Here is a 26,497-nt window from a genome sequence, read left to right on the forward strand (position 1 = left end):
AGCGCGGTGAATATGAGTGATGCAGCAACACGCTTCATAAGAAATTCCTTCCATAGATTGCACCATCGTATCGCTTAGCAGTGGCGGGTAGGGACGTAGATCTCAGAGACCACCAGTGATTCAAGAAAGCGAGTCGAGCAGCTTGTTGAGGATGCCTTCCTGATACTGCCGGTTGTAGCAGCCCGGTTGATTCGGAGGAGTGTCATCGCACGCAATATCATGCTTGTTGGTGGTGCTCCCGTAGGTGCTGTTGGAGAAGTGGGAGCAACCAGTAAGCAGCCAGCTGAACAGCGCTAGTGCTAAAAATCCATTTTTCATACCCAGTCTCGCGTAACGGATGATGCAGATTGGACGTTCGTGCAACAAATAAGGCACATCCGGCCCGCCCAGCGCGGGCTTTTTTTCGTCCGGAGAAAACCTATGACCACACCTCGCGGTGTCCGCAACAACAACCCAGGGAACATCGATTACAACCCGCGCAACGCCTGGCAGGGGCAGCTGGGTCTTGAGGTGGGCGTGGCCAAGCCTCGCTTTGCGCGCTTTGACCATCCAGAGAACGGCATCCGCGCTTTGGGCAAGTTGCTGCTCAACTACCGGGGCAAGGATGGGATGCCCGGTGTTGGCCGGCCTGGTATCGACACCCCGCTGGAGTTCATCAACCGCTGGGCGCCGGCGAGCGAGAACGACACCAATGCCTACGCGCAGGCCATAGCCAAGCGCCTGGGCGTCGGTGTGCGCGATTCGATCGACATTTCCAGGCCGCAGATCCTGCGCGAACTGGTGGTCGGCATCATCGTGCACGAGAACGGCACCAACCCTTATCCGTCGACGCTGATCGATGAGGGTATCAGGCGGGCTCTGGCATGAGCCCCTGGGTTGGCTTGGCGGCTGCCGTGGTCCTGGTGGCTAGTCACTGGGGCGCCTACGAACACGGCCGGAGCGTCGAGCAGGCGCAGGCCGGCCAGGCCACGGCCCAGCGCGATAGCGGCGACCGTCTTGCCGAGGTGCTCGGTGAGCGTGGCGCCCGTCAGCAGGAACATCAAAGCGCACAGGCGCAGGAGGAGGCGAGAGCCCATGGTCATGAGGAAAGATCTATTGCGAGTAATGGCGCTGCTGGCGCCGATGCTGCTGGCCAGCGGCTGCGCAATGAAGGCGCCAAGCTCGCCGCCGCCATCAGTTGCCCCGGCACGGATACCGCCGCTGTCGCCCGAGGCCAGGCAGCCACCCGCGCCGCCATGGTGCTCTCCGACCTGCTCGCACGGGCTGATGCTCGAGCGGGAGAACTGGCTAAGGCTTATGACCAAGCCCGAATAGCAGGACAACTGTGCGAGGCATCCTATAATGCCCTGATCAGGTGATCGGGGCATATCATGGGGAAGCGTACTTTCATTGGCTTGATCGAGGCGGGAGAGCCCCTCATTAGGCAGGCCCTGGAGGCTATACACGCTTATCACGCGGCTCAGGATGCTGGACAACCGGACGAGGACGTAGAACGACTTCGCTTACTTTCAGAGTCGCTTTACCAAGTGGTCTGCGACTACCAGCTTCGGGTTGAAGCCAAGGCGCGCGGCGAAGAGCTACCATGGCTCCACTAGCGCGCATGCATCTTGGGCGTCAAAGCCCTGTAAGTGGTTCATGCCAAAATCTGAAATCCCAAGAGCTGGAATGACTTATGGATAAGGATGAATTTGCCGCTGCCGTTGAGGCAGGCAAACCATTGATTGCACAATCAATGGAAGCTCTCAAACGGTACTGGGAAGCCAGGGACTATGGCGCGCCGCCCGAGGAGATAGAGCGCCTGCGACTCCATTCCGAGTCCTTGGCCCAGGCGGTTTCTGACTACCAGCTTCGCACCGTCTCCAAGCTGATGGGCAAAAAACTGCCCCCGCTACACTAGCGCTCCCCGCTTGTCGGCAGTTGCCGGCCCCATTGCAGGTCACTACCATACTGTTCATATATACAGTATGGAGGCCCCGCCAATGAACACCGCCCTTGACTTCGAAATCGACGACATGCCCCAGCTCAGCCTGGACGATCTGATGCAGGTGCGTGCGCCCTGGACCTATCTGGTCAAGATCGAGGGCGGGAGCATGCAGGGTATCGGGATGTACTCCGGCGACCTGCTGGTCGTTGATCGAAGTGTCGAGGCCAAGCACGGCGACATTGTGATCGCGGCGGTGAACGGCGAACCGGTCTGCAAGCGCATGTGCCATGAGCATGGTGTGCTCGTCCTGCGGTCGGAGAACCCAAAGTACCCGTCTCGGTACATCATGGAGGGCGATACGTTCGAGGTGTGGGGTGTGGTGCGGTTCAGCGTGCGGGACCATGATCGTCTAGCAGGTTAGGCTTCCGATTCGGATTTCGAGCCTATGTGGGTAATGAGCCGACCCCTTCCACATAGCGAATGGGATCTGCCGGTAATCCAGTTGCGGCGCTCAGCTCCAGGCGCCAATAACCGACATCGTGCCAACGGCCTAGTTTGAAACCCACCTGAGGAAAGGTTCCGATATGGATGAAGCCCAGCCGCTCATGCAAACCTACGCTGCCTGGATTGGGCAGCGCTATGCCGGCATAGGCTGCGTTGAATCCTTGCTTGGAGAGTGCGGGAAGCAGCTCGGCATAGAGGCTACGACCCACCCCGGAGCGGTACTCTCCGTCCGCGACATAAACAGTGACATCCACCGCCCATCGGTATGCGGCCCGTGCACGATGTTGACTGGCGTACGCGTAGCCAACCAGGCGCCCATCACGCTCCGCGACAATGTATGGATAGGTCTGCAGCGTCTTGATGATGCGCTGCCGCATCTCCTCGGTTGTCGGCGCTATTTCCTCAAATGAGATCGCCGTGCTGGTCACGAAAGGGGCGTAGATGGCCTGGATCGCCGCAGCGTCATCGGGCCGGGCTTGTCTGACTTCAATGCACATGTCTGCCTCAGATTGAGCGCTGATTTACTCGGACGGAAAGCTGCTGGGCGCTTTCTTTGCGCTCCGAATACCGATCCACCAGAAACTGCTGGCGATCACGTAACAACAGGGTGAATTTGACCAGTTCTTCCATGACGTCCACCACGCGATCGTAGTACGCCGACGGCTTCATGCGGCCCACATCGTCGAACTCCTGATAGGCCTTTGGGAGCGACGACTGGTTGGGGATCGTGAACATGCGCATCCAGCGGCCCAACACCCGCAGCTGGTTGACTACGTTGAATGACTGCGAGCCGCCGCAGACCTGCATTACTGCCAGTGTCTTGCCCTGGGTGGGGCGCACGGCCCCAAGCGCGAGGGGAACCCAGTCGATTTGGGCTTTGAACACGGCGGACATTGCCCCGTGACGCTCCGGCGAGCACCAGACCTGGCCTTCCGACCACTGCACCAGGTCACGCAGCTCCTGCACCTTGGGATGCTCCACCGGCACGTCGTCAGGTAGCGGCAGACCAGAGGGGTTAAAGATGCGCGTCTCTGCGCCGAAGTGCTCCAGCAGGCGCGCTGCTTCTTCCACTAGTAGGCGGCTGAAGGAGCGCTCGCGGGTCGATCCGTATAGCAAAAGGATGCGCGGCTTGTGCTCGCTGATAGAGGTTGTCGCTGTCGGTAGGTCAAACAGCGAGAGATCGAGATTAGGCAGTTGATCGGACATGCTTCCTCCTGGTTATAGAGCGCCAATGCGATCCAGCTCGCGTTTGAGTTCGTCGCGGCCAAGGGTGCCGAAAGAAAGGGCGAAGAACGCCCGGCAGCGTAACTCGATGCGAGCCAGCGTGGCGCGGAATGCTGCTTCGACCGATGCCTGGTCAGCCACGACATCGGACGGATCCTCCAGCCCCCAGTGAGACTTCAGTGCAGGGCCGAAATACACCGGGCAAGCTTCACCTGCTGCCTTGTCGCACACCGTGATGACGATGTCAGGAGGGCAGTCCACGAACGCGTCATTGCCCTTGCTGCTCAGCACTTCGGTTGAGATGCCGGCATGCTGCAAAGTGGTCAGGGTGCGAGGCAACACTTGGCCCTTCGGAAAACTGCCGGAACTGACGGCTTCAAATCCGGGAGGCGCCAAGTGATTGAACATTGCCTCGGAAAGGATGCTGCGGCAGCTATTGGCCGTGCACATGAACAGGACTCGCATGGGAGCTCCTCCGCTTCGTGGCGGATGTCAGAGGCTCAGGCGCAATGCCAGGGCCGAAAGAGTGATCAACAGAACCGGCAGCGTCAGCAGGATGCCGACCTTGAAGTAGTAACCCCAGGTGATGCGCACGCCTTTGCGCTCAAGCACGTGCAGCCAGAGCAGCGTGGCGAGGCTGCCGATAGGGGTGATTTTTGGGCCGAGGTCGCAACCGATGACGTTGGCGTAGATCATCGCCTCACGCACCAGCCCTTGCGCCTCGCTGGCCTGGATCGACAGGGCGCCAACCAGCACGCTGGGCATGTTGTTCATGACAGAGGACAGTAATGCGGCGATCAACCCAGTGCCGATGGCGGCAGCCCACAGCCCTTGCTGCGCAAGTCTGTCGAGTAAGTGAGTGAGCATATCGGTGAGGCCGGCGTTCTTCAGCCCGTAGACCACTAGGTACATCCCAAGAGAAAAGATCACCACCTGCCAAGGCGCTTCGCGTAGCACCCGACGGGTCGAAATGCGGTGCCCGCGAGCGGCGACGGCAAAGAGGATCGTCGCACAGGCTGCGGCTACCGCACTGATCGGGATACCAAGTGGTTCCAGGGCAAACAGGCCGATCAACAGCACCACCAGCACCCAGCCACCGACGTTGAAGGTTGCGCGGTCATGAATCGCCTCGCTTGGGACTTTCAAGGCCCCGACCGTGTATTGCTTAGGGATGTCACGGCGGAAGAACAGGAATAGCACCAGCAACGTTGCGCCCACGCTGGCGAAATTCACCGGCACCATCACCGAGGCGTACTCGCTGAAACCCAGTCTGAAGTAGTCGGCCGAGACGATGTTCACCAGGTTGGAGACTACCAGCGGCAGGCTCGCCGTATCGGCGATGAAGCCGGCGGCCATGACGAAAGCCAGCGTCGCGGCAGGAGAAAAACGCAGCGCGAGAAGCATCGACATGACGATGGGCGTGAGTATCAGCGCCGCACCATCGTTAGCGAACAGCGCCGACACGGCAGCACCGAGCAGCACGCAGAAGCCGAACAGGCGGTAGCCGCTGCCGTTTGCCCAGCGCGCCACATACAACGCGGCCCACTCGAAAAAACCTGCCTCGTCCAGCAACAGGCTGATGATGATGATGGCGATGAAGGTGGCGGTGGCGTTCCAGACAATCGCCCACACGGTTGGGATGTCGTGCAGCGAAACGGCACCCGACGCCAAGGCGATGAGGGCACCGAGTGCGGCACTCCAGCCAACCCCAAGTCCCTTCGGCTGCCAGATGACCAAGATTAGGGTGAACACAAAGACGGCAATTGCAATCAGCATGAAAGCCTCGCTCGATGTTGATCAGCAGCAGGCAGCGTCACGAACGGGGCGGCCGTCCATGTTTTGCAGCCGAAGCGAGTTTTCTGCCAACCACTGTGAGTTGGCCTGCAAGGTTACCTGCAGCATTTCATGCACCCAGTCGGGAAGATCCGGGTTTAGGCGGTAGTACACCCATTGACCCTGTCGACGGTCCAGCAGCATGCCACTGCTGCGCAGCTGCGCTAGGTGGCGACTTATCTTGGGTTGGCTGTCATTCAAAGCGCACATCAGTTCGCAGACACAGAGTTCACCAAGGCTAGCGATCAGCAAGGTGGCGCGAGCACGGGTCTCGTCGGATAAGTTCTTGAACACATCGGGCGGGGTAGTCATGGCTGTACCATCACATATGGAAAGCCGAATATACGAATATCCATATGTATGATGCAAGCAGATTCGGTCTGAAAGTCCGCTGTGGGTCGATAGCAGACTTTGAATCAGCGGAGCATACGCCGGGAACGACGTGCGTTATGCCGGATCGGCATCATGGCCGGATGAAAGCCGTCGGACCAATTCGCGAACCAACTCATGAGTATCGGTGAGGAAGTGAGAGGGGTTTGGCCCAGCAAAATCGACAAATTTCCACCCGCAAAACCCCATGGCATAGCGCATGGTGATGTTAGCGGTGTAGATCAGTCCCCATGTTTGGAACCGGTGAACTCAGGTCATCAAAAACGAGTTCCGAGGTTCGATTCAGCGCTACTGCTGCAGTGCTGCAAGGCAGGCGAAATGGCCCGAAAATCGATTCCGCAACTCGATGCACACCCCTTGATTTCAAAGGGCTGCGTAGCGTATATAATCACGTCATTGCGGAAATCAAAAGCTCGTAAGCTATTGAAATTGAAAGTAATGGATGACGGATTGCAAATCCGTCTACGCCGGTTCGATTCCGACCTCGGCCTCCACCATTCGAAAGCCCCGCAGCCCTTTGGGTTGCGGGGCTTTTTTAATGCCCGCGATTTTCTCCAGTGCTCAGCAGCCAAAGGGAGCTGGTCAATGCTGGCGCGGTTTGGATCAACTGCGCACTGGATCTTGGGCTTTTTCGCTTCAAGCGGTAGGATTTTCCCGAGGCGCACCCTTTGTTTCGAGTCATGAAAAGAAAAATCTCAAGGGCGCTGCGAAAGTGGGTTGTTTACCTTGTGCTTGCAGGGCTGGCAGGCAACTCCAGCCGAGTGTTCGACCACCTGTCCGCCTTGAAGCCTTGGCGCGTCGCCAAGGGCTTCGCGGCTTACCTTATGACGACCTTGTGATACTACGCTGGCGCAGTGCGTTTACCTTCCGAGCCAAGACACTGGCCAGCGGCGTTCACACCTGGTCGTTGGTCAACGGCTGGTGATGTAGCTAAGGTTCAATACTCAACCCGCTCAAGGAAAATGCGCATGTGGTGGATCGGCCCCGAAAAATCCAGGTTCAAGATTCAGCGCCGCGTATCGGCCGTGGTTCTGGTATTGGCCGTCTTGTTTCTTGCCACTCAAATCGAAGCGTACATTCATGGCGAGGCCTTGCTGACAGACGTGCTGGGCGGGCTGTTCCTGACCGCGCTGGGTGGCGGCATGTTTTACATGGCGGACAAGTGGTAGCTCCCGCTCATGCGGGTGCATGAGGCGCGGACGCAGGTCCGCTCAAGACGTCTGCTCGCACACCCAGTCCACGAAGTTGCGGATCTTCGGTGAATCGTGGCTCTGGGTCGCATAGGCCACGTAGTGAGCATCCGGGCTGGGTGCATAGTAGTGCAGGGGAATCAGCAAGGCGCCGCGCTGCAGTTCTTCTGTCACCATGAACCTGGGTACCAAGGCCACACCCAACCCTGCGATCGCTGCGCGAATGCACAGGTCGAAGGTGTCGAACTGCGGGCCTCTGTAGCTGTTTCTGGATGTCATCGCCTGAGCACCCAGCCAGTCATGCCACGCCTCGGGTCGCGAAACGCACTGCAAGAGCGTATGGCTGTGAATGTCATCGATAGCCTTCAGCGGCCGGTGCAGCAGCAGGGCAGGAGCGCACACGGGCACGACGTCTTCGCGAAACAGCTCGACGCACTGGGCGCCGGGCCAGGTGCCACGCCCATAGAAGAATGCAACGTCCGCCTTGGCCTGTAACAGGTCGAACGGCTCCAGTTCATTGCGCACGCTTAGCCGCACGTGCGGATACGCTGCGCTGAATGCCGGCAGCCGAGGAATCAGCCAGCGCGAGCCGAATGTCGGTTGGGTCGCGATTCTCAAGGTTTCTGCCTGGCCATCGAACGTTAGGATGAAGCGCGTCGAGATGTCCGTTTGGCTCAGGATCTTGCCAACTTCGCTCAGGTACAGCTCGCCCACGGCGGTCAGTTGCAAGCCGCCACGCAACCGATTGAACAGCCGACGCTGCAACATTTGCTCAAGTTGAGCGACCTGCTTACTGACGGCGCTTTGCGTCAGGTTCAGTTCACGGGCAGCGAGGGTGAAGCTGGCATGACGGGCAGTGGACTCAAAGCACTGCAGCGACATCATGGACGGAAGCAATTTCTTGTGCATGGCTTGCAGGCATCACCTAAGACTATGGCCAGGCAGGCCGGACGAGCCGCCTGGGCCTGGGCGGCTGGGCGGTCGGCCAATCTATGCGCTGGTTGCCTGGATTTCAAGCGCGCGCAAGCAGGACGCGATGGATTGCGCCTGGGCCTGGGCGTACAGGGTCGTCTCGTCGATCACGCGAGCGCCCAACGCTGCCTCCAACTGCTGCTGGTTGCCTTGCGTCATGGCGTCGGCCTTGGTGTTGTCGCCGAGGTTGGACTGAAAGATCCCGGCAGCGCTCACAGGCAGGAAGTCCTCATACACCAGTGGCTCGAAACCGACCGCGCCTTGTTCGATCAGCGTTTCGAGATCCGTCCCACGCGCTTTAGCCGCATCCCTCACGAAATAATTGAAGTAAGCGAGCTTGTGCGTGCGCAGCGAGGCGTAGTCGTCAGGAAACGCGCTGAATGCCGTTTTGAGTAGGTGCGCATACTGCTCGGCATTGTCCGCCGATGGTGCTGCGCCCAGCGCTTGCCTGGCCTGGCTCAACAGCCGGTCATACAGTGCTTTGCCCGCAGGTGTCAGCGCCGCGCCGCGCTGCTCGATTTCTCCGAAACGAGCCGTGTGATGCCCCGGTGCCCCATCACCACCAGCAAAGGTCACCGCTTCCTGCAGGGCCTTGAAGCTTGTCTGGCGCAACAGGATTGGGCACTGGCGCGGCGGTGGCCCTTCGATGACTGCCTTGGGGGTCATGCCGCGCGAACGCATCTGGGCCTGAGCGCGGTCGATGTCGAGAGTGCGGGGCGTGAGGTGGTTGATGTGCGGCCCACGAAACGCCACCACGTCAGCGATCAGGCGATGCTGGTCATGCAGGGCGCGGTATTGCTGGGTACTGACCGTCGCGCTCTGGTGCCAGCGAAAGGTTTCCAGCGCCTCCTGGACGAACGCTTGAGCGTCCGTATCGGTAAGTCCGCCGTCACATTCGTGGCGGTCGATGAGCGCCATTACGCCAGGGGTGAAAATGGTCCGCTCGCTCAGCAACTGGCAGGCCTGTTCACGCAGTTGTGGGTCTTCGATCAATTCGAGCCGCAACAGCGAGGTGAACACCCTGAACGGATTGGCGCGCAGCGACGCTGCCTCGATAGGTCGGAATGCGGTGGCATGTACTGGCACGGCGGCGATGCTCAGGTCGTAGTAGCCAACTGGCGACATGCCCATGACTGCAAACAGTCGGCGCAAGCCTTGCAGCTCCTCGGCCGTTCCAACACGGATCGCGCCATGGCGTTCCACGCTCAGGCGCTGCTCGTCACCGCTGCTACGCAGTCGTTCTGCCAATGCAGGCTGAGCGGCCAGGGTCTGGGCATTGACTTCGGCGACCAAGTCCAACAAATCGCCATAGAGCGGTACCTCCTGCTTGTACATCGCTGACAGGGCGGTACTGAAAAGCGCACGGATTGCATCGGGGTGCATGAAACGGACCGGGTCCATGGTGAGCCTCCTGGAAAATTCGAGGCCTGCATTGATCACGGTGACGCGCCGCCCTGGCAAACGAATTAACCGAATCGCTGCCTGACTTTTTCGCATGCGTGGCGTCTGGTACGTGCACCGGCAGTGCCACGGCATGCTGAGTCGGCAGTCACAGCGGCTTGTACCTTGCAAATCAGGCCATTCCTACCGGGAATGCAGGCCCGATATTTTTTCGTTTGCGTGAACATAGCTTTTACCGCAGGTTGTGACGGCCTTTGACGGTGGGCTGTGCCCGCCGCCTGCGCTGTTACTGCAGCGCCGTGTAGTGCCGGAACAGGCACGTCGTAACCCGCCATAATAAGGATAAAACATGCACAACCCTAACCCCGCCGGGGTCATCGCCGCGTCCACCGAGCGGACCTGGATCACAGCCTTCGTGTTTTGCTTCCTGACGATGGTCATCGATGGCGCCGATGTCATGATCCTGGCCTATAGCCTGGCCACGCTCAAAACGGAATTCGGCCTGACTGGCCTGCAGGCAGGCATGCTCGGCAGCTGCACCCTGGCCGGCATGGCTGTTGGGGGCATTTACGGTGGCTGGGCAACCGACCGCCTTGGGCGGGTGCGCACCGTGGTGCTCAGTGTGCTGCTGTTCAGCCTCGGTACGGGGCTATTGGGCTTTACCGAGAACTATGTACAGTTTGCGATCATCCGCTTTGTCTCGGCCCTAGGCCTTGGTTCGGTGTACGTTGCATGTAATACACTCATGGCCGAGTACGTACCTACCCGGTTCCGAAATACCGTTCTTGGCAGCCTGCAAGCGGGCTGGTCGGTCGGGTATATCGTTGCAACGCTGCTCGCTGCCTGGATACTGCCAAGCTACGGCTGGCGCACGTTGTTCTTCGTGGGCGTCACGCCGGTGATTCTTGCCCTGCTGATGCACAAGATGGTGCCGGAACCTTCGACCTGGACCCGCTTGCAGAGTGCCGATCGTGCAGAGCGCAAGGCGCGTGAGCGTGTGGAGGGCGGCAAGTACAAACAGATCTTCGCCAACCCCAACGCCGCGAAGATGTTCGTTCTCTGGTCGCTGACTGCAGGCTTCTTGCAGTTTGGTAACTATGGCGTCAACAACTGGATGCCCAGCTACCTGGAGACCGAGTTGGGCATGGCGTTCAAGCAGATGACCACGTTCCTGGTCGGCACCTACACCGCTTCGATCCTTGGCAAGGTCATCGCCGGCATGGCGGCGGACAAGTTCGGGCGGCGCAAAGTGTTTGCCGCGGGTTGCCTGGGGACGGCGCTGTTCCTGCCGATCATCGTGCTGTTCAACCAGCCGGAAAACATTCTGTGGCTGTTGATCGTCTTCGGCTTCCTCTATGGCGTGCCTTACAGCGTCAACGCCACGTACATGACGGAAAGCTTCGAGGCCAAGTTCCGTGGCTCTGCGGTTGGCGGTGCCTACAATATCGGGCGTATCGGTGCTGCGGTGTCACCGGCTGCCATTGGCTTCTTCGCCAGCCAGGGCTCGATCGGTGTCGGTTTCCTGATCGTTGGCGCTGCTTATTTCCTTTGCGGCATGATCCCGCTGCTGTGCATCCGTGAGAAACAATTCGATCCGGCTCGTGAATGATCGGTGATGGCCGATAAGACGGGGGCGCGTGCTCGGTAAACCTTGGCTCACCTTTCCAAGAAATGACCCAGTGCAGTCACCGCTTCTGCTAAAGGCGTGCTCGTACGCGAAGGACTGAGCGCCCTGAGTCTGCCTGAAAACGCCGCCTGTAAAGGCGGCGTTCCTGCTCGGCAAGCTTGACGACCCTGCGGCTAGATCATCGGATTGGCAATCACCTCGGCCAGCCGCTCAGTACTTGCCCTTGGGGCTTTTCTCGAACTTCCATTCCGTCATTTTCTTCGCCGCCAGGAAACTTTCGCAGTTCGCGATGAACACATTGCGGTTTGCATCCTTTGACAAGCTGGCAAGGTTTTTTCCGTACAGTTGCGGGCCACAATTGTCTGCCGTTGGCTCGGGCACTTTCTCTTCGGTGCAGCCTGCCAGCGGGGTGATCAACCCAACAAGCGGGAGGAGGAGGGCGCGTTTTCTGTCCATGACGGAATCCTTCGTCGGTCTATTTCAAGGTGCGTCCAAGTTGTCTGCTAGCCAGCCTGCGGGTGCGCAGACTATCACGCCAGCTGAGTGTTTTGGCTGGCACATCCACGCATAACGCCCTTTTCAGAATTCGAGATCACCTTGCCTGCTCTGTTCGGCAATCGGCATTATCAGTTGCGCACCCTGGTTGCGAACATTGCCAACGGCCTTGTCGACCGGATACCAGCGGAAGTCAGTGGCCGGACGGCAGCCTGTCGCCACGATCGCCTCGGCGCGCTGCGTTGAAGTGGCGGGGTCCAGCCACTCCCTGGCAAGGTGCGGCGCCAACACCAGGGGCTTTCGGTCATGAATATCGATCAAGCCTTGATCAGCGGCGGCCGTGATGATCACGAAACCATCGTGCGCGTCTGGTTCAAGGTTCTGGTGAACTTCGGCAAGCGCGGCAAAGTAGAGCGGTGCACCGTCGGCGCTGGTGATGTAGTAGGGTTGTTTGCGCTTGGGATCTTGCGCATCTGGCAGCCATTCGAACCAGCCATTGGCAGGGGCGAGCGCTCTTGCATGTGGCCACAGACCCTTGAAAAACTTGCCAGTGGCTACGGTTTCGGCCCGGGCATTGATAGGGTCGAGTCGCTTGCCTTTGGCCCAGCGAGGCGACCATCCCCACTTCACTTTGTCTACGTGCAGACCTGCCTCAGCCTGGCGTATAACTTCGACGCGGGTAGAAGGCGCCACGTTATAGCGATCAACCGGTTCATGGTCGTAGCCGTTGATCACCACCAAGTCCAGCGCCAGCTGTCGCAAGTAGTGATCCATCGACTCGTAGATCGAGTAGCGTCCGCACATGTATTCACCTCTCGTCCGTCAGAAATTCACACGTTCAGGATTGACCCGTCCGCCGATGCCAGATTAACTGTATATGCATACAGTTTGCATTGGACTTTCTCTCATGACCATCACCTTCCTGGGCGCGCCACGTGGCAGCTCTGAACCACTTCCGATTTATTCGTATTACGTTCCGGCCGGTTTTCCGTCGCCTGCCGCGGATCATCTTGAGGGCTACATATCCCTCGATGAGTTATTCGACATCCGCGCACCGCATGTGTATCTGGTGAAAGTGGAGGGTGACAGCATGCAAGGCGCTGGCATCTATTCGGGCGATATCGTGGTGGTGGACCGGGGGCGCGAAGCCGAGCACGGGGATATCGTGATTGCGGCCATCAACAGTGAGCCCGTTTGCAAGCGCCTGCACCGACGTGACGGTGTGGTGATCTTGAAGTCCGAGAACCGAGCCTACCCCCCGCGCTATGTCATGGAGGGTGATGATCTGCTCATTTGGGGCGTGGTGCGCTATAGCGTCCGCGATCATGCGCAGTGAGCCAATATTTGCGCTGATCGACTGCAACGCGTTCTACGCCAGCTGTGAGCGCGTATTTCGGCCTGATCTGGCGAAGACGCCGATCGTGGTGCTGAGCAACAACGACGGTTGTGTCATTGCCCGGTCCTATGACGCCAAGCCATTCGTGAAAATGGGCGAGCCTTATTTTCAGGCGCGGGAAAAACTCCGTCGGCACGGTGTGGTGGCATTCAGTAGCAATTACGCGCTGTATGGCGACATGAGCGAGCGGGTGATGACGCTGATCGAAGCGATGGTGCCTGCCACCGAGGTCTACAGCATCGACGAATGTTTCGCTGAGCTCACGGGCATGACCCAGGACTTGACGTTGTTCGGGCACCGGCTGCGCTTGCGCATTGCCCAGTGCACCGGCATCCCTGTCGGTGTAGGTATCGCACGTACCAAGACCTTGGCCAAGCTGGCCAACCACACTGCCAAGCGACTGCAGAGCCACACTGGCGGCGTTGTGGACATCACCGACCCGGTAAAACGGGATTGGGTGCTACGCAATACTGCGGTCAAGGAGGTGTGGGGTATTGGGCGCAAGATGACGGCGCACCTGGAGGCCATGGGCATTCGAACGGCGATGGACTTGGCCCGCGCCGATGCCTGGACGTTACGGCAACGCTTCAACGTGGTGGTGGAAAAGACGGCCAGGGAACTGGCAGGCACGCCTTGCCTGGAGCTGGACGATGTCGAACCGCCCAAGCAGGAAATCTGCAGCAGCCGAATGTTCGGCACGCGCCTGAGCGAGTTGGCGCCGATCAAGCAGGCAGTGGCCACGTACGTCGGCCGTGCCGCCGAAAAGCTCAGGGCCCAGGGATCGGTGTGCAAGCGCATGCGGGTGAGCATCCGCACGGGCATGTTCAACCCGAACGAAGTGCACCATGCTCAAGGCGCATGGGTGGAGCTTCCCTATCCGACCTGCGACACGTTGCTGATGACCCAGCTGGCTACCGATGCCGTAGAGCGGATCTTCCGGCCGGGGCTTCGTTACAGCAAGGCGGAGGTGTTGCTGATGGACCTGCGTCAACCGGGTGATTTTTCGGGGGACTTGTTCGCCTCAAGGCAATCGGCGGCCTGCGATCGTCTCATGGAAGTACTGGACAGCATCAATGAGCGTTGGGGCAGGGGGACGGTCCGTGCAGCCAGCGTGCCAGCCGCGCCGGAATGGGGCATGAAACGGGAGATGATGAGCCAGTCCTACACCACCCGAATCGATCAACTATGGACCATCAGGGGTTGAGTGCGAAGCGGCTTGACGCTGACGAGCGGGCGCGACGGAGGCTTGGCGGTTGCAGGATTGTCAGACAATGGCGATTGTGCCCGCAGTTTTGTCTGTTCATCCCTGTAAAAAACGATCAACGCCGTGTCGCAATAATCGCTTTCTTTCAGATTTGGCTGATATATTTCGCCCCTTGCCGCAGTGTGGCTCAATATTCAGCAGGTTTTAATGAAACACGTTAGCGCGTCTGGCCATGAGGCCTCTCACCCGCCGGTGCAGGCCATTCTGAGTGCTCCTGGGGTGTGGGTAGAGCCGCCGAATATCCGCAGGGGCGGTGAGAGCGGTGTATTGAAGGTCGAGCTCGACGGCTTCACGTTCTACAAGAAGCAGCAGGTCGGCCATATCTACCGTAGCCTTGTGCACCCGTTCGGCTATCCGACAGTGGCCCGTGAGGCCAAGGCGCTGCGTGCCGCTGCCGCGCTGGGCGTCGCTACGCCATTGCTGCTGCACAGCGACGTCCACAAGCAGGACGGTGAGTGGCGTGCGGTGATGGTCACGGCAGCGCTGGACGGTTATGTATCGCTTGAAGACTTTTACCTCCAAGGCCTGGACAAGACCATCGAGCCCAAGCTACACCACGACATTCTTGAAGCGTATGGGCGTGCACTGGCCACGCTGAACCTTGGCCGCTGGCAGCATGGTTGCCTGTACTTGAAGCATGTGTTCGTCGCCTTCGACGAGTCGGGCATCAAGATCGCGTTGCTGGATTTCGAGAAAGCCAGGCAGCGGCTGACCGCAATGAAAGCCAGCCGCCACGACCTACGACAGGTCAAGCGCAGGTCTGACTGGGCAACGGCCGAGTGGGAGGCGTTTTGCAAAGGTTATCGGCAGGTGTTCGGCAGGGATGTGGAGCGATTCCTCTGACGGCATGTGAAGTGTCGGGGCTGCGAAGCGTTGATTGCGGCGGCAATAGGCGGCTTCGCTTACAAACGTTCTTCACCAGGTAGAGGGCTTGCTTGCAGCGCTCAAAAAGGGCTGTAAAAAAGCTTTAAAACCCCGTCTCAGGTCAATTTTCTGGCCTGACGCCTCCCGTAGTCTGTCTGTCTTTCAATCACGGAAGGCAGACGACATTTCATGGAACGAACCCTCGATATACAGCCACTCTCGGCTGAACAAATCCCCCTGTCCATCAACGGCACGGCCGTGACTGCCGCCCCGGGCGAAACTGTTCTAAGTGTGCTCAACGCCGTGGGCGTGCGTCAGCTCGCCCTCAACGACCATGGCCAGGTCAGCGGCGCTTTCTGCGGCATGGGCGTATGCCATTGCTGCCTGGTCGCTATCGATGGACGCCCCAAGCGGCGCGCCTGTCAGACGCTGGTGCGGGCCGGCATGCGCGTCGAAACCCAAGTCAATCCGATTGTCGGGGAGGCGCGGGTATGAGCGGGCATCCAGTCATTGTCGGAGGGGGGTCGGCGGGGATGGCTGCCGCCATCGAGTTGGTGGACGCGGGCGTGCGCTGCACGCTGATCGACGAGGCATCGCGCCCCGGCGGGGTGGTCTATCGTGGCCCGCTGCGCGCAGGTGTCGACCTGGGCTACCTGGGCGCTCGCTACAGCAAGGCTCTGGGTAAACTGCACACCGACTTCGCCGCCCGTGCGCAGTCTATCGACCTGCGGCTCAATAGCCGTGTCGTGGGCGGTGATGACCATAGCCTGGTAGTACTCGACGAGCAGGAACAGTTGCAGTCGCTGGCCTTCGAGCAACTGATCCTGGCAGCCGGTTGCCATGAGCGCAATGTGCCGTTCCCGGGCTGGACCCTGCCGGGCGTCATGCTGCTCGGCGGGTTGCAGCTGCAGATCAAAAGTAACGTGGTCAAGCCATTGGGTACGACCCTGATCGCTGGTACAGGCCCGTTACTGCCGTTGGTTGCCTGTCAGTTGCACGCCGCCGGTGCCAAGGTGGCGGGGGTGTACGAGGCCTGTGCGTTCAACCGTATCGCACGCCAGAGCCTGGCGCTGATGAACAAGCCCCAGTTGTTCCTCGACGGCCTGAGCATGCTGGCCTACCTGAAGCTGCACGGCATTCCCATGCACTATGGCTGGGGCGTGGTCGAGGCGCGGGGCGAAGGTGAGTTGACCGAAGTCAGCGTGGCGCCCTACGACGATGCCTGGAAAGCGGACATGACCCATGTGCGTCGCGAGTCGGTGCAGACGCTGGCGGTAGGCTACGGCTTCATCCCGCGTACGCAGCTTAGCCAGCAATTAGGGCTTGCCCATGGTTACAGCACCGATGGCTACCTGCGCGCCGAGTGCAACGTATGGCAGCAAAGCAGCCTGGAGCATATTCACCTGGCAGGCGACATGGCCGGCATACGCGGAGGGGAGGCAGCAATGCTGACCGGACGCATCGCGGCTGTGTCAATTCTGCAGCAGCGTGGCGTGCTGAACGCTGCGCAGGCCATTGAACGGCGCGAGCGTTACCTGGGCCAGTTGGCAAGCATCAAGCGTTTTCGCTCTGGCGTCGAGCGCTATACCGCGCGGGGGCCAGCACAGGTCGAGCTGCCACAGGCTGACACGGTGATTTGCCGCTGTGAGCAGGTGACGCGCGAGGCCATCGACCTGGCATTGGAGCAGGGGGTTCAGGATATGGCCGGGCTGAAGATGCGCACGCGGGTGAGCATGGGGGACTGCCAGGGACGCATGTGCGTGGGCTATTGCAGCGATCGCCTGCGCGCCGCGACGGGGCGTGCTGACGTAGGCTGGTTGCGGCCGCGATTCCCGGTAGACCCGGTACCGTTTTCGGCATTCAAGCACGCAGGCACGGAGGCCTGACATGAACAAGACCTATGACATCGTGATTGCCGGTGCCGGTGTAATCGGCGCGTCCTGCGCGTACCAGCTGTCCAAGCGCGGCAACCTGCGCATTGCCCTGATCGACGACAAGCGGCCCGGCAATGCCACACGTGCTTCGGCAGGCGGGCTGTGGGCCATCGGCGAATCGGTGGGCCTGGGCTGCGGGGTGATTTTCTTTCGCATGCTGTCTTCCCAGGCCAAGCGCCAAGCTCACGGTGCGGCGGTGGCCGTGGACTCGAGCACCCCGCACATCCTGCCGCAATGTTTCTTCGATCTGGCGTTGCAGTCCAATGCGCTTTATCCGCAATTGCACCAGGAGCTGATCGAGCGCCACGGGATGGACTTCAAGTTCGAGCGCACTGGACTCAAGTACGTGATCCAGGACGATGAGGATCAGCTTTACGCCGAGCACATCGTCAAGCACATCCCTCATCTGCAGTCACAGATCCGCTGGCTGGACCGCCAGGCACTTCGCAAGGCGGAGCCATCGGTCACCGAAAACGCGCACGGTGCGCTGGAGTTTCTCTGCGACCACCAGCTCAGCCCGTTTCGCCTGGGGGACGCCTACATGGAAGGCGCACGGCAAAATGGCGTCGACTTGTATCTCAACACGCGTGTCACTGGCGTGTTGCATCAGGGCGGACGCATCAAAGGGGTTCGTACCGAACAGGCCGGTGACTTCCATTGCGACACCCTGATCAATGCGGCCGGCGCCTGGGCTGCCGAATTGAGTGAGTGGGCCACGGGCACGTCCATCCCCGTCAAACCTGTCAAGGGGCAGATCGTATTGACCGAGCGCCTACCCAAGCTGCTTGATGGGTGCATCACCACCAGTGACTGCTACATGGCGCAAAAGGACAATGGGGAGATTCTCATCGGGAGCACCACCGAGGAGAAAGGCTTCGATGTCACCACGACCTTCCCGGAGATCAGCAGCCTGGTCCAGGGCGCCATACGCTGCGTCCCGGCACTCGAACAGGTCAACCTCAAGCGTACCTGGGCCGGCCTGCGGCCAGGCTCGCCCGATGAGCTACCCATCCTCGGGCCCGTGGATGAGATGCCGGGTTATTTCAACGCCTGCGGGCATTTCCGCACCGGGGTGCTGACCTCGGCAATCACGGGGGTAATGCTGGACAAGGTGGTCCACGAGGAGGCTTTGCCATTGGACATCACCCCGTTTCTGGCGCAGCGGTTCAGCAAGGTGGCGCTGCCGGCGTGAGAGGGCCTGGCGGGCCGTGTGAAAGCGGCTCGCCAGGCTGTGCGTCAGGCAATGCGTGAAGATGTGCTGATCGATTTGGCCATGGCAAAGGGTGCGGCAGACGCCAAGGCGCAAACCCTTGATTCGGGTGGTCGCCGCTAGCCACTGAACGGTCAATTCAGTGGCGCCAGTGTGTTCAGTTTTGCCGCGGAGGACGACTGTCGAATGCAAACTGACGTGCACTCATGGCCCTTTTGCACCCGACAATTCCTGGCGCACGATTGCAGCGCCTGCTGTCAGTGCGCGCAATTTGCCTTGGGCAACCGAGCGGGGCAGGGGCGCCATGCCGCAATTGGTGCATGGGTAGAGCTTGTCGGCGTCCACGAATGCCAGCGCCTTGCGCAGCGTATCGGCAACGGCCTCGGGTGTTTCGATAGCGTGCGTGGCCACATCGATTGCGCCGACCATGACTTTCTTGCCGCGGATCAACTCGATAAGGTCCATGGGTACGCGTGAGTTCTGGCATTCCAACGACACGATGTCGATACTCGATTGCTGAAGTTTGGGAAACGCCTTTTCATACTGGCGCCATTCGGCACCCAGGGTTTTCTTCCAGTCAGTGTTGGCCTTGATCCCGTAGCCGTAGCAGATATGCACTGCTGTCTCGCATTTGAGGCCTTCCAACGCCCGCTCGAGCGTGGCGATGCCCCAGTCGTTCACTTCATCGAAGAACACGTTGAAGGCGGGTTCGTCGAACTGGATGATGTCGACACCTGCAGCTTCCAGCTCTCTGGCTTCCTGGTTGAGCAGCACGGCAAACTCCCATGCGAGCTTTTCGCGGCTCTTGTAGTGGCTGTCGTAAAGCGTGTCGATCATGGTCATGGGCCCTGGGAGCGCCCACTTGATAGGCTGTCGAGTCTGCGCGCGCAAGAACCTGGCATCGTCGACGAACACGGGCTTGCGCCTGGCCACGGTACCTACCACTGTCGGAACGCTGGCGTCGTAGCGATCACGGATGCGCACAGTCTGCCGGTTCTCGAAGTCCACGCCGCTCAGGTGCTCGATGAACGTGGTCACGAAATGTTGACGCGTCTGTTCGCCGTCACTGACGATGTCTATCCCGGCGCTCGACTGTTCGTGCAGCGCCAGGCACAGTGCGTCCTGCTTGCCTTCGAGCAAGGCATCGCCGTGCAGTTTCCAAGGTGACCAGAGGGTTTCGGGCTGAGCCAGCCAGGTCGGCTTGGGCAAGCTGCCAGCGGTAGAGGTGGGGAGCAATGTGTTCATGAAATTCGACCTTGTGCGAGGAGGCGATCAACCTGCGAAGTGTGCAGACCATTGTTCGAGCAGCGTGTGGTAAGGCTTGATGAAGTGGGCCTCAGCGAACGTTCCTTGTTCAACGGCCAAACGGCTGCGCTCTACACGGTCGTAAACAATGCGCGTCAAAGAGTAGTCTTCGTGTTGCAGGCTAGGCTGATACGTGGCGCCGGCCGTTGCATTGGCGTTATAAATTTCGGGACGATAGATTTTCTGAAAGGTTTCCATCGTGCTCAAGCTGCTGATCAGTTCCAATGAGGTGTAGTCATTGAGCAAGTCGCCCGAACAGTACAAGGCCAGCGGCGCCCGGCTGCCTACAGGCATGAAATAACGAACACGCAAGCCCATTTGCTTGAAATAAGCATCGGTCAATGAATAGTCATCCTGCCGGTACTCTTGGCCCAACACGGGGTGGTCATGCCCCGTGCGCTGATAGGTTCTGCTACTTGACACGCTCAGGCAAATGACCGGTGGCTTGATAAAGTGTTGCTGGTAAACCGATGAGCCCACAAACCCTTTGAAAAGTTTACCGTGCAGCACGCCAAAATCGGCAGGGGCACTGAAGTCCGGGCGGTGGACGTTATAGGCGGGCAGCACGATGCTGAAATCGTAATCGCGCACATAGGACGAAAAGTTGTTGCCGGCTATGCCCGGCAAACGCTGGCCGGTGTGATGATCAATGACGGCAGTGGACAGTATTTCGATCAAGGGCAGCGGCGTATGCGTGACCTCGGTTGTAAAGTGAATGTACACCGATACGATATCCAGCTCTACGGTGTAGCGGTCACCGGCAGGGTTGTCCCAGTGGGCCAGCGCGTTGAAGCGATTATTGATCATGCCCAGTGTGTGGCGAAGGTTCTGTTCGCGAAGTGAACCCCTTGCCAAGTTGGCAAAGTTGGTGGTCAGCCGCGTGTTTTCGCACGGGCAATAATGTTCGTCAAATCGCGTGCGTTTGAGCGAGTAGGTAATGGCTTGATGCGTCATGAGTATTGAGGTCCACTCGTTGAGTCTGTCCCTGTAAAGTGGGGGTCATCTTAGAGTGAGCGCACAGGTATCCCTACTGAATTGATTTCAGCACAGGATCAAGAGGACTCATGAAGCCAGGCGCACGCGTCAGCCTTCAGGAAGGCTGACGCCACAGACAAAGTCATTCGAGCCCAGGCGATGAGCGCCATATTCCACCACATACCCACTCCCTCGACGTTGGGCTTCGATGTGGGCCGTACGCTGGTCAGCGTAGACGTCGACAAAATGCCACGGATGACGATCTCTCAACACGCCCCAGCCCAGTACCCACCCTGGCTTGTGTGGATCAGCAGGCAGGTTCCTCTTAAGACTACGGATACTCATTCGAGACTCCCGTGGCGACCGGTTAACGCGTTGGCTCAACAGGTGTAAAGGATGGTGTATGACGCATCGCACCTGGGTACGATCACGACGGGTTTTTCGAACAACTGGTTGCCGTGAATGGTCGTCGTGAAGTGCGCCTTCTCCAGACGTGCCCAGAGGCCCAGATCATGTATTTCAATGCGCGTAGCAACACGAGCTTGATGGCTGAGTTCGTGTTGGATGCGCGTTACAACATCACTCGCTTCTTCTTCTGTCATGACGATTACTCCGGTTGAGCAGAAACGTCCACGTCCCATAGAACCTGGACCTTGAACGGGGACTCCTGTGTAAGTAGAGCGCAATACTTCGCTGTTGGTGACCTTCTCCGACGAACGTAGCAGCGCCTTGATAACTGTTCGAGGCGCGTGGAGATCATGGCTGATGTGGAGGCGGGGACAGATAAACACAGCAGGGACTGCTAGTCTCAAGGTACCTGTTGATCGCTTTGGCTGAACCTCGCGCGGCAGTGGGGGTCATCAAGTAAGAGACCCACGATTTATTGCGTTTTGCGTTGCCAGTTTCTGAAAGGTTGGCTCGCTATGATCAGGCTCATCAGGTGAACACCTTCCGCAAAGGAGTCAGGCAATGGACTATTCCAGTATGGTCGAATCTTTGAACAAGATGCTCAAGGCGGCATCGGACGAGCGTGAGCGTGCGCAGGCGTGTGCAAAGGCCAAAGACGCCTGTGAGGAACCGCGTGCAGAAGCGGAGGAAGCCGAGGTCATGGCGCAGTTGCCAGGATCTCAGGTCTGGGTCTATGAAGGGCGCAGCAGAAAAGCGACGACGTCGGCCTATGCGGTGCGAGGTCATGGCCGTTGAGCACGGCGCTCAGCGGTCTGCAGCCACCCTTGCAGTGGCTTGCGACCCCGATGAACAGGGCCGCTGCCCGCTGCACACAGCTTGAGTGGAGGGCCTCGTTCAGCCCTCGAACTGGATCACCATCCGGCCCTTGATGCGCCCATCGAGCATCTCTTCGAAGATCTGATTGATGTCTTCGATGGGGCGCAGGCTGACCTTTGGCACCACCTTGCCTTCGGCAGCAAATTGAAAGGCCTCTTGCAGGTCCTGGCGCGTGCCCACCAGCGAACCGATGACCTCAATGCCATCGAGCACCAAGCGCGGGATATTCAGGTTCATCGCTTCTGACGGTAGCCCCACGGCCACCAGCCGCCCACCGGCACGCAGAGCATCGACGGCCGAATCGAAGGCGCCCTTGGCCACGGCGGTAACCACAGCGGCATGGGCGCCACCGGTCTGGGCCTGGATGACCTTGGCAGCATCCTGGCTGGAGGGGTTGATGGTAAGATCGGCTCCCATTTCAGTCGCGAAGCGCAGTTGCTCTTCGTTGACATCAATCGCAATGACCTTGGCGTTGAAGACGTTCTTGGCGTACTGCAGTGCCAGGTTGCCCAGCCCGCCGAGGCCGTAGATTGCGATCCACTGGCCGGGACGAATGTTGGACGTCTTGACTGCCTTGTACGTGGTCACGCCTGCGCAGGTGATACTGCTGGCCGCAGCGGACGATAGCCCTTCCGGTACCTTTACCGAGTAGTCGGCCTTGACGATACAGGCCTCGGCCATGCCACCGTCTACGGTGTAACCGGCGTTCTTGACCTGCCGGCACAGCGTTTCATTGCCGCTGGTGCAATACTCGCAGTGGCCGCAGCCCTCATAGAACCAGGCCACGCTGGCGCGATCGCCCGGTTTGAGGGACGTTACGCCAGGACCGACGTCCTGCACCACGCCAATGCCTTCATGGCCCAGCACAACACCCGTCTTGTCGCCGAAGTCACCGTTCTTGACGTGCAAATCAGTGTGGCAAACGCCGCAACACTGCATTTTCAGCAGGGCCTCGCCGTATTCGAGAGGGCGAACATGTTTTTCGACCACCTCAACGCGACCGCCTGGGGCTACGACAGCAGCTTTCATACGAACCTCCGTGTCTATTCGGTTGACTTGAAGCTAGCCCATGCAGAATAGCGCCCGCTTGCAAGTGGAAAACTGCCGCAGGTCATAGGAAGGCGGTGGCGTTGAGGGCGGCGACAAAAAGAAAAGCCCGCGGCAAGAATGCGGCGGGCTGCAAGAACATACGGAGCACGGTCAGAGTGCCAAGGCGAATGTGATCATTTCGTGAAGAGAAGGTGATGGGTACGTCGTACGTGAAGAAAATGTGCGACTGGGCAGTGGCAGGCCCTGCTGACCGACAAAAAAATGCCCGCCAGGAACGAGCGGGCCAACAACGTCTTGAAGGGAGAGCTCCTACGTTGAACGCAGGGCGTTAACCTGGGATTAAGTCACTGCGGCGTTGACCGCAGAAGCCGTTGAGCCTATACAGGCGTGCCACTTGAATCGAGGCTCATTATGCGCGACGACGACCTGCACGAACCTGAGCATGATCATTTGCTGGATCATGAATTTCACGATGAACAAGACGCGCTCGAGCCGGATGCCCATGGGGCGCAAGACGAGATCGAGATGCCATCGCTTGACGCGCTGGAAGAAGAAGAGCGCGATCATCCTGCGTGGTTCGACGACTGCGAGGATGAGTGATGGCGGGCCAGCAAAAGACAGGCAACAAAAAAGGCGCCTTGGGCGCCTTCTTCAGGATGTGGTGCGAGTGGCGGGACTCGAACCCGCAAGGCTCACGCCGACAGATTTTAAGTCTGCTGTGTATACCAATTCCACCACACTCGCACGCTTGAAAGGGCCACGGGGGCCGGCTCACTTCAGACAGAAGGGCTGTGCAATCAAGGCGGCTTTATAACCCACCGTTATAGCAGAGTCAACCTTGGCTGCCATATTCCGCACATCGCATCCCATCACACCTGGCCGATTGACAGTGTCATGAGCTTGGCCCAATGTTAGCCAAGTCACTGGATGTGATGGTCGGGCCGACGACTGCGCAATGAAGGTGAACAGCGTGCGTCAAGGTCTGAGCTCTAGCCGTTTGGATGATGTTCACCTGCCGTGCCGATGGAGCTCGCATGGTTTCAACTGATTGCCAGGTCAATTCAGATATGCCTGCTCATCGTTACGAGCAATTGGTCCAGTCGGTGGTGGACTACGCCATCTACATGCTCGATACCACCGGCCATATCGCCTCGTGGAATGCGGGCGCCCAGAGGATCAAGGGCTATAGCGCCGATGAAGTGGTGGGGCGTCATTTTTCCCTGTTCTTCACGCCTGAAGACTGCGCCGAAGGCAAGCCTGAGCAGTTGTTGCGTCAAGCGCTCGAACAGGGGGTGTCGCGGCATGAAGGGTGGCGCCAGCGCAAAGACGGCACGCGCTTCTGGGCATTGGTGGCCCTCGATGTGGTTCGCGATGACCAAGGCCAGGTCGTCGGGCTTGCCAAGGTCACGCGGGACATTACCGACCGCCGTGAGTCAGCGATGCAACTGGACGCCGTCAGAGCGCAGCTGTTCGAGGCTCAGAAGCTCGAGGCGCTGGGTCAGTTGACCGGTGGCCTGGCACATGATTTCAACAACCTGCTGACCATTATCCTCAGCTCTGCACGCTTGGCCCTTGCCGCCCCGGACCCAGAGCGCGTTCAGCGCATGCTGCACAACATTCTGGAAGCTGGCCAGCGCGGCACCGACCTGACCCGTCAGCTGCTCAGCTTTGCGCGTCATCGCAAGCTCGAGGTGACCTGTATAGAGCCGGCCAAACTGATCGACGCCACCCATGGATTGCTTGTTCACGCACTGCCCAGTTCGGTCACACTGGATGCGCGAGTGCAGCCCGATCTTCCCATCATCGAAGTGGATGCTGGTCAGTTGCAAATGGTGTTGCTCAACCTGCTGTTCAATGCCCGGGATGCCATCGCCGAGGAAGGCCGCATCGTGCTGACCGTCGAAGCGGTGTCGCTGACAGGTGAGGTCGATGGCCTGCACGGCCACTTCGTGTGCTTCGAGGTGCAAGACAGCGGCGAGGGCATGGCGGCGGAGGTACAGCCACGTATTTTCGAGCCCTTTTTCACCACTAAACCCTTCGGTCAGGGCACCGGCCTGGGCCTGAGCCAGGTGTACGGATTTGCCAGGCAAAGCGGCGGTGCCATCAGCGTGCAAAGCGAGCTGGGGGTCGGCACGTGCATGCGGCTGTATTTGCCCGTTCATTCAAGCCAGCCAGTTACCGAGCCGTGAGGGGCATAGCATGACTCAGACACTCAAGCGATTGTTGACAGGTATCGACGGGCTCGATGCCCTGCTCAAAGGTGGGTTGGTGGCGGGTGCGTCGTACATCGTGCAGGGCCCACCTGGCGCAGGCAAGACCATTCTGGCCAACCAACTGGCCTGCGAGCATGTGCGCAAGGGGGGGCGGGCGCTGGTGGCAACGTTGCTCAGCGAGTCCCATGAGCGGCTATTTCAATACTTGGGCACGCTGGACTTCTTCGACCCCTCGATGGTCGGCGATCAGATCCAGTTCGTCAGCGCCTTCGACACCCTGGAGCAGGATGGCCTTGATGCCGTGGTCAGGTTGCTGAGGCAGGAGATCAGTCGACACAAGGCCAGCCTGCTCATCGTCGATGGCGTACTCAATGCCCGCCTACGTGCCGAAACATCGCTCGATACCAAAAAATTCGTCTCGGCGCTGCAAGGTCATGCGGCCTTTGCTGGCTGCACCGTACTGTTGTTGACCAGTGCGCGGCTCGAAGAAGGCAGCCCTGAACACACGATGGTCGACGGCGTGATCGAACTGGGTGAGCAGATGATGGGTAGCCGCGCCGTTCGCACGATTCAGTTGCGCAAGACACGTGGCAGTGGAGCCTTGTCCGGGCGTCACGAGTGCCTGATCGACGATACCGGTGTGAGGGTGTTTCCGCGTCTGGAGTCGTTGTTCGCCAAGCCCAGTGCGCCCGCTAGTGCAGTTGCATCTCGGATCAGTAGTGGTGTGTCGACGCTCGACGACATGCTTGATGGCGGACTGTCCTGCGCCTCTGTAACGCTTCTGATCGGCCCGTCGGGCATTGGCAAGACCTCGCTTGGCATGGCGTTTCTGGCGGCCAGCACACCCCAGGCGCCCGGCTTGCATTTCGGTTTCTACGAATCACCCGATCGCCTGCGCATCAAGGCGGCTTCGCTGGGGTACGACTTTGCAGCCATGGAACAGACCCAGAGCTTGACACTGTGCTGGGAGCCTTGTACGCAGGTGCTGCTGGATCAGCTGGGTGCGCGCTTGATCGAACAGGTGCAGGCAACCGGGGCCAAGCGAGTCCTTATCGACAGCCTGGGCGCGTGGAGCCGCCTGTCCACGGAGCCTGACCGTCTGAATGCCTTTTTTCGCGCGTTGACCGGAGAGCTGCGCAATCGAGAGGTGAGTGTGATGCTGACCTGGGAAATGCGCGATATCTTTGGTGCGGAGATCACTGCGCCGGCGCCCGATTTATCAAGCATCGTCGACAACCTGGTGTTGATGCGATTCGTTGAGCACGACGGCACCTTGCGCCGAATGCTCTCCATCCTGAAAGTACGCGACAGTGCTCACGACGCGTCTTTGCATGAGCTTGTAATCGCATCGTCTGGGATCTCACTGCGTAGAGCGTTCGAAGGCACCAGCGGGGCCCTTTCTGGCACAGCCGTGCCGCAAGGGAGCCTTTAGGTTTCTCTTA

Annotated in this window: 32 protein-coding genes and 1 tRNA gene; 17 read left to right on the forward strand and 16 right to left on the reverse strand. The window is 59.4% G+C overall.

Annotation, left to right across the window (positions count from 1 at the left end):
* Window positions 1-120 precede the first annotated feature (120 nt).
* Complete coding sequence (locus PFU01S_RS22070) at window positions 121-318, reverse strand: hypothetical protein (protein WP_058637837.1); 198 nt, start codon at window positions 316-318, stop codon at window positions 121-123.
* A 102-nt stretch (window positions 319-420) separates the two neighbouring features.
* Here PFU01S_RS22070 and PFU01S_RS03625 point away from each other — a divergent pair, with 102 nt between their 5' ends.
* The 5 genes from PFU01S_RS03625 to PFU01S_RS03645 all read left to right on the forward strand — a co-directional run bounded on the left by PFU01S_RS03625 (window position 421) and on the right by PFU01S_RS03645 (window position 2,345).
* A complete protein-coding gene (locus PFU01S_RS03625; RefSeq protein ID WP_028686461.1) occupies window positions 421-867 on the forward strand; it encodes a structural protein P5 in 447 nt (148 codons plus the stop codon).
* Window positions 864-1,358, forward strand: a complete 495-nt coding sequence (locus PFU01S_RS03630) for a DUF2514 domain-containing protein (RefSeq protein WP_028686460.1) — start codon at window positions 864-866, stop codon at window positions 1,356-1,358. The genes PFU01S_RS03625 and PFU01S_RS03630 overlap by 4 nt, the downstream gene beginning before the upstream one ends.
* Before the next feature lie 12 nt (window positions 1,359-1,370).
* Complete coding sequence (locus tag PFU01S_RS22555; RefSeq protein WP_028686459.1) at window positions 1,371-1,595, forward strand: hypothetical protein; 225 nt, start codon at window positions 1,371-1,373, stop codon at window positions 1,593-1,595.
* Window positions 1,596-1,672: 77 nt separating this feature from the next.
* Complete coding sequence (locus PFU01S_RS03640) at window positions 1,673-1,897, forward strand: hypothetical protein (protein ID WP_028686458.1); 225 nt, start codon at window positions 1,673-1,675, stop codon at window positions 1,895-1,897.
* 67 nt (window positions 1,898-1,964) lie between these two features.
* Window positions 1,965-2,345, forward strand: a complete 381-nt coding sequence (locus PFU01S_RS03645; RefSeq protein WP_042139091.1) for a LexA family protein — start codon at window positions 1,965-1,967, stop codon at window positions 2,343-2,345.
* 22 nt (window positions 2,346-2,367) lie between these two features.
* Here PFU01S_RS03645 and PFU01S_RS03650 read toward each other — a convergent pair whose 3' ends face one another.
* From PFU01S_RS03650 to PFU01S_RS03670, 5 genes are read right to left on the reverse strand one after another with little or no spacing between them, the layout of a single operon-like run.
* Window positions 2,368-2,925 carry an arsinothricin resistance N-acetyltransferase ArsN1 family B gene (locus PFU01S_RS03650; RefSeq protein ID WP_028686456.1) on the reverse strand — a complete coding sequence of 186 codons (558 nt, stop codon included), beginning with the start codon at window positions 2,923-2,925 and terminating at the stop codon, window positions 2,368-2,370.
* 7 nt (window positions 2,926-2,932) lie between these two features.
* Window positions 2,933-3,634 carry an arsenical resistance protein ArsH gene (gene arsH, locus PFU01S_RS03655; protein ID WP_028686455.1) on the reverse strand — a complete coding sequence of 234 codons (702 nt, stop codon included), beginning with the start codon at window positions 3,632-3,634 and terminating at the stop codon, window positions 2,933-2,935.
* A gap of 12 nt (window positions 3,635-3,646) precedes the next feature.
* Window positions 3,647-4,117 (reverse strand): arsenate reductase ArsC, encoded by a 471-nt coding sequence (locus PFU01S_RS03660; protein ID WP_028686454.1) that lies wholly within the window; start codon window positions 4,115-4,117, stop codon window positions 3,647-3,649.
* Between the two features lie 27 nt (window positions 4,118-4,144).
* Window positions 4,145-5,428 carry an arsenic transporter gene (locus PFU01S_RS03665; protein WP_028686453.1) on the reverse strand — a complete coding sequence of 428 codons (1,284 nt, stop codon included), beginning with the start codon at window positions 5,426-5,428 and terminating at the stop codon, window positions 4,145-4,147.
* A 21-nt stretch (window positions 5,429-5,449) separates the two neighbouring features.
* Window positions 5,450-5,797, reverse strand: a complete 348-nt coding sequence (locus PFU01S_RS03670; protein ID WP_028686452.1) for a metalloregulator ArsR/SmtB family transcription factor — start codon at window positions 5,795-5,797, stop codon at window positions 5,450-5,452.
* A gap of 1,046 nt (window positions 5,798-6,843) precedes the next feature.
* Between PFU01S_RS03670 and PFU01S_RS03675 the strand changes: the two genes are divergently transcribed.
* The gene (locus tag PFU01S_RS03675) at window positions 6,844-7,044 is read left to right on the forward strand and encodes a hypothetical protein (RefSeq protein WP_027916137.1); all 201 of its coding nucleotides are present in this window, start codon (window positions 6,844-6,846) and stop codon (window positions 7,042-7,044) included.
* Between the two features lie 42 nt (window positions 7,045-7,086).
* Here the strand turns inward: PFU01S_RS03675 and PFU01S_RS03680 are convergent, their stop codons facing one another.
* Together PFU01S_RS03680 and hglS are read right to left on the reverse strand one after the other, a co-directional pair.
* On the reverse strand, window positions 7,087-7,974 hold the full coding sequence (locus PFU01S_RS03680) for a LysR family transcriptional regulator (protein ID WP_027916136.1): 888 nt from the start codon (window positions 7,972-7,974) through the stop codon (window positions 7,087-7,089).
* An 81-nt stretch (window positions 7,975-8,055) separates the two neighbouring features.
* Window positions 8,056-9,438 carry a 2-oxoadipate dioxygenase/decarboxylase HglS gene (hglS, locus tag PFU01S_RS03685; protein ID WP_028686451.1) on the reverse strand — a complete coding sequence of 461 codons (1,383 nt, stop codon included), beginning with the start codon at window positions 9,436-9,438 and terminating at the stop codon, window positions 8,056-8,058.
* Window positions 9,439-9,787: 349 nt separating this feature from the next.
* Here hglS and PFU01S_RS03690 point away from each other — a divergent pair, with 349 nt between their 5' ends.
* Window positions 9,788-11,047, forward strand: coding sequence for an MFS transporter (locus PFU01S_RS03690; protein ID WP_027916134.1), 1,260 nt, complete (start codon window positions 9,788-9,790; stop codon window positions 11,045-11,047).
* Window positions 11,048-11,275: 228 nt separating this feature from the next.
* Here PFU01S_RS03690 and trbK read toward each other — a convergent pair whose 3' ends face one another.
* Both trbK and PFU01S_RS03700 read right to left on the reverse strand, forming a co-directional pair.
* On the reverse strand, window positions 11,276-11,521 hold the full coding sequence (gene trbK, locus PFU01S_RS03695) for an entry exclusion lipoprotein TrbK (RefSeq protein ID WP_042139095.1): 246 nt from the start codon (window positions 11,519-11,521) through the stop codon (window positions 11,276-11,278).
* A gap of 123 nt (window positions 11,522-11,644) precedes the next feature.
* Window positions 11,645-12,364: an SOS response-associated peptidase family protein gene (locus tag PFU01S_RS03700; RefSeq protein WP_027916132.1), complete on the reverse strand. Its 720-nt coding sequence runs from the start codon at window positions 12,362-12,364 to the stop codon at window positions 11,645-11,647.
* Window positions 12,365-12,467: 103 nt separating this feature from the next.
* Here PFU01S_RS03700 and PFU01S_RS03705 point away from each other — a divergent pair, with 103 nt between their 5' ends.
* From PFU01S_RS03705 to hcnC, 6 genes are all read left to right on the forward strand, one after another.
* On the forward strand, window positions 12,468-12,896 hold the full coding sequence (locus PFU01S_RS03705) for a LexA family protein (protein ID WP_027916131.1): 429 nt from the start codon (window positions 12,468-12,470) through the stop codon (window positions 12,894-12,896).
* Window positions 12,886-14,160: a translesion error-prone DNA polymerase V subunit UmuC gene (umuC, locus tag PFU01S_RS03710; protein WP_028686450.1), complete on the forward strand. Its 1,275-nt coding sequence runs from the start codon at window positions 12,886-12,888 to the stop codon at window positions 14,158-14,160. Before PFU01S_RS03705 ends, umuC begins: the two co-directional genes overlap by 11 nt.
* Window positions 14,161-14,367: 207 nt before the next feature.
* Entirely contained in the window at window positions 14,368-15,063 is a 696-nt protein-coding gene (locus PFU01S_RS03715) for a lipopolysaccharide kinase InaA family protein (RefSeq protein ID WP_080992834.1), read from the forward strand.
* 210 nt (window positions 15,064-15,273) lie between these two features.
* Window positions 15,274-15,579 carry a cyanide-forming glycine dehydrogenase subunit HcnA gene (hcnA, locus tag PFU01S_RS03720; protein WP_033736522.1) on the forward strand — a complete coding sequence of 102 codons (306 nt, stop codon included), beginning with the start codon at window positions 15,274-15,276 and terminating at the stop codon, window positions 15,577-15,579.
* The gene (hcnB, locus tag PFU01S_RS03725) at window positions 15,576-16,970 is read left to right on the forward strand and encodes a cyanide-forming glycine dehydrogenase subunit HcnB (RefSeq protein ID WP_028686448.1); all 1,395 of its coding nucleotides are present in this window, start codon (window positions 15,576-15,578) and stop codon (window positions 16,968-16,970) included. The genes hcnA and hcnB overlap by 4 nt, the downstream gene beginning before the upstream one ends.
* A 1-nt stretch (window position 16,971) precedes the next feature.
* The gene (gene hcnC / locus PFU01S_RS03730; RefSeq protein ID WP_027916126.1) at window positions 16,972-18,210 is read left to right on the forward strand and encodes a cyanide-forming glycine dehydrogenase subunit HcnC; all 1,239 of its coding nucleotides are present in this window, start codon (window positions 16,972-16,974) and stop codon (window positions 18,208-18,210) included.
* A 222-nt stretch (window positions 18,211-18,432) separates the two neighbouring features.
* Here the strand turns inward: hcnC and PFU01S_RS03735 are convergent, their stop codons facing one another.
* From PFU01S_RS03735 to PFU01S_RS22075, 4 genes are all read right to left on the reverse strand, one after another.
* Complete coding sequence (locus PFU01S_RS03735; protein ID WP_028686447.1) at window positions 18,433-19,473, reverse strand: methionine synthase; 1,041 nt, start codon at window positions 19,471-19,473, stop codon at window positions 18,433-18,435.
* A 27-nt stretch (window positions 19,474-19,500) separates the two neighbouring features.
* Window positions 19,501-20,487: a DUF1852 domain-containing protein gene (locus PFU01S_RS03740; RefSeq protein WP_028686446.1), complete on the reverse strand. Its 987-nt coding sequence runs from the start codon at window positions 20,485-20,487 to the stop codon at window positions 19,501-19,503.
* Between the two features lie 129 nt (window positions 20,488-20,616).
* Entirely contained in the window at window positions 20,617-20,853 is a 237-nt protein-coding gene (locus tag PFU01S_RS22560; protein WP_080992835.1) for a hypothetical protein, read from the reverse strand.
* A 35-nt stretch (window positions 20,854-20,888) separates the two neighbouring features.
* Entirely contained in the window at window positions 20,889-21,110 is a 222-nt protein-coding gene (locus tag PFU01S_RS22075; RefSeq protein WP_027916123.1) for a hypothetical protein, read from the reverse strand.
* A gap of 367 nt (window positions 21,111-21,477) precedes the next feature.
* On the opposite strand from PFU01S_RS22075, the gene PFU01S_RS03745 reads away from it, so the two are divergent.
* Entirely contained in the window at window positions 21,478-21,711 is a 234-nt protein-coding gene (locus tag PFU01S_RS03745; protein WP_028686445.1) for a hypothetical protein, read from the forward strand.
* Between the two features lie 99 nt (window positions 21,712-21,810).
* Here PFU01S_RS03745 and adhP read toward each other — a convergent pair whose 3' ends face one another.
* Entirely contained in the window at window positions 21,811-22,821 is a 1,011-nt protein-coding gene (gene adhP, locus PFU01S_RS03750; RefSeq protein WP_028686444.1) for an alcohol dehydrogenase AdhP, read from the reverse strand.
* Between the two features lie 432 nt (window positions 22,822-23,253).
* On the opposite strand from adhP, the gene PFU01S_RS03755 reads away from it, so the two are divergent.
* Window positions 23,254-23,442, forward strand: a complete 189-nt coding sequence (locus PFU01S_RS03755; RefSeq protein WP_027916120.1) for a hypothetical protein — start codon at window positions 23,254-23,256, stop codon at window positions 23,440-23,442.
* Between the two features lie 59 nt (window positions 23,443-23,501).
* Here PFU01S_RS03755 and PFU01S_RS03760 read toward each other — a convergent pair.
* Window positions 23,502-23,586: transfer RNA gene (locus tag PFU01S_RS03760), tRNA-Leu, on the reverse strand.
* 290 nt (window positions 23,587-23,876) lie between these two features.
* On the opposite strand from PFU01S_RS03760, the gene PFU01S_RS03765 reads away from it, so the two are divergent.
* The gene (locus PFU01S_RS03765; RefSeq protein ID WP_027916119.1) at window positions 23,877-25,031 is read left to right on the forward strand and encodes a two-component system sensor histidine kinase NtrB; all 1,155 of its coding nucleotides are present in this window, start codon (window positions 23,877-23,879) and stop codon (window positions 25,029-25,031) included.
* A gap of 10 nt (window positions 25,032-25,041) precedes the next feature.
* On the forward strand, window positions 25,042-26,487 hold the full coding sequence (locus PFU01S_RS03770; protein WP_028686443.1) for an ATPase domain-containing protein: 1,446 nt from the start codon (window positions 25,042-25,044) through the stop codon (window positions 26,485-26,487).
* The last annotated feature ends 10 nt before the right edge of the window (window positions 26,488-26,497 follow it).

Origin of the sequence: Pseudomonas fulva NBRC 16637 = DSM 17717, from assembly GCF_000730565.1 — a bacterium.
GTDB lineage: Bacteria > Pseudomonadota > Gammaproteobacteria > Pseudomonadales > Pseudomonadaceae > Aquipseudomonas > Aquipseudomonas fulva.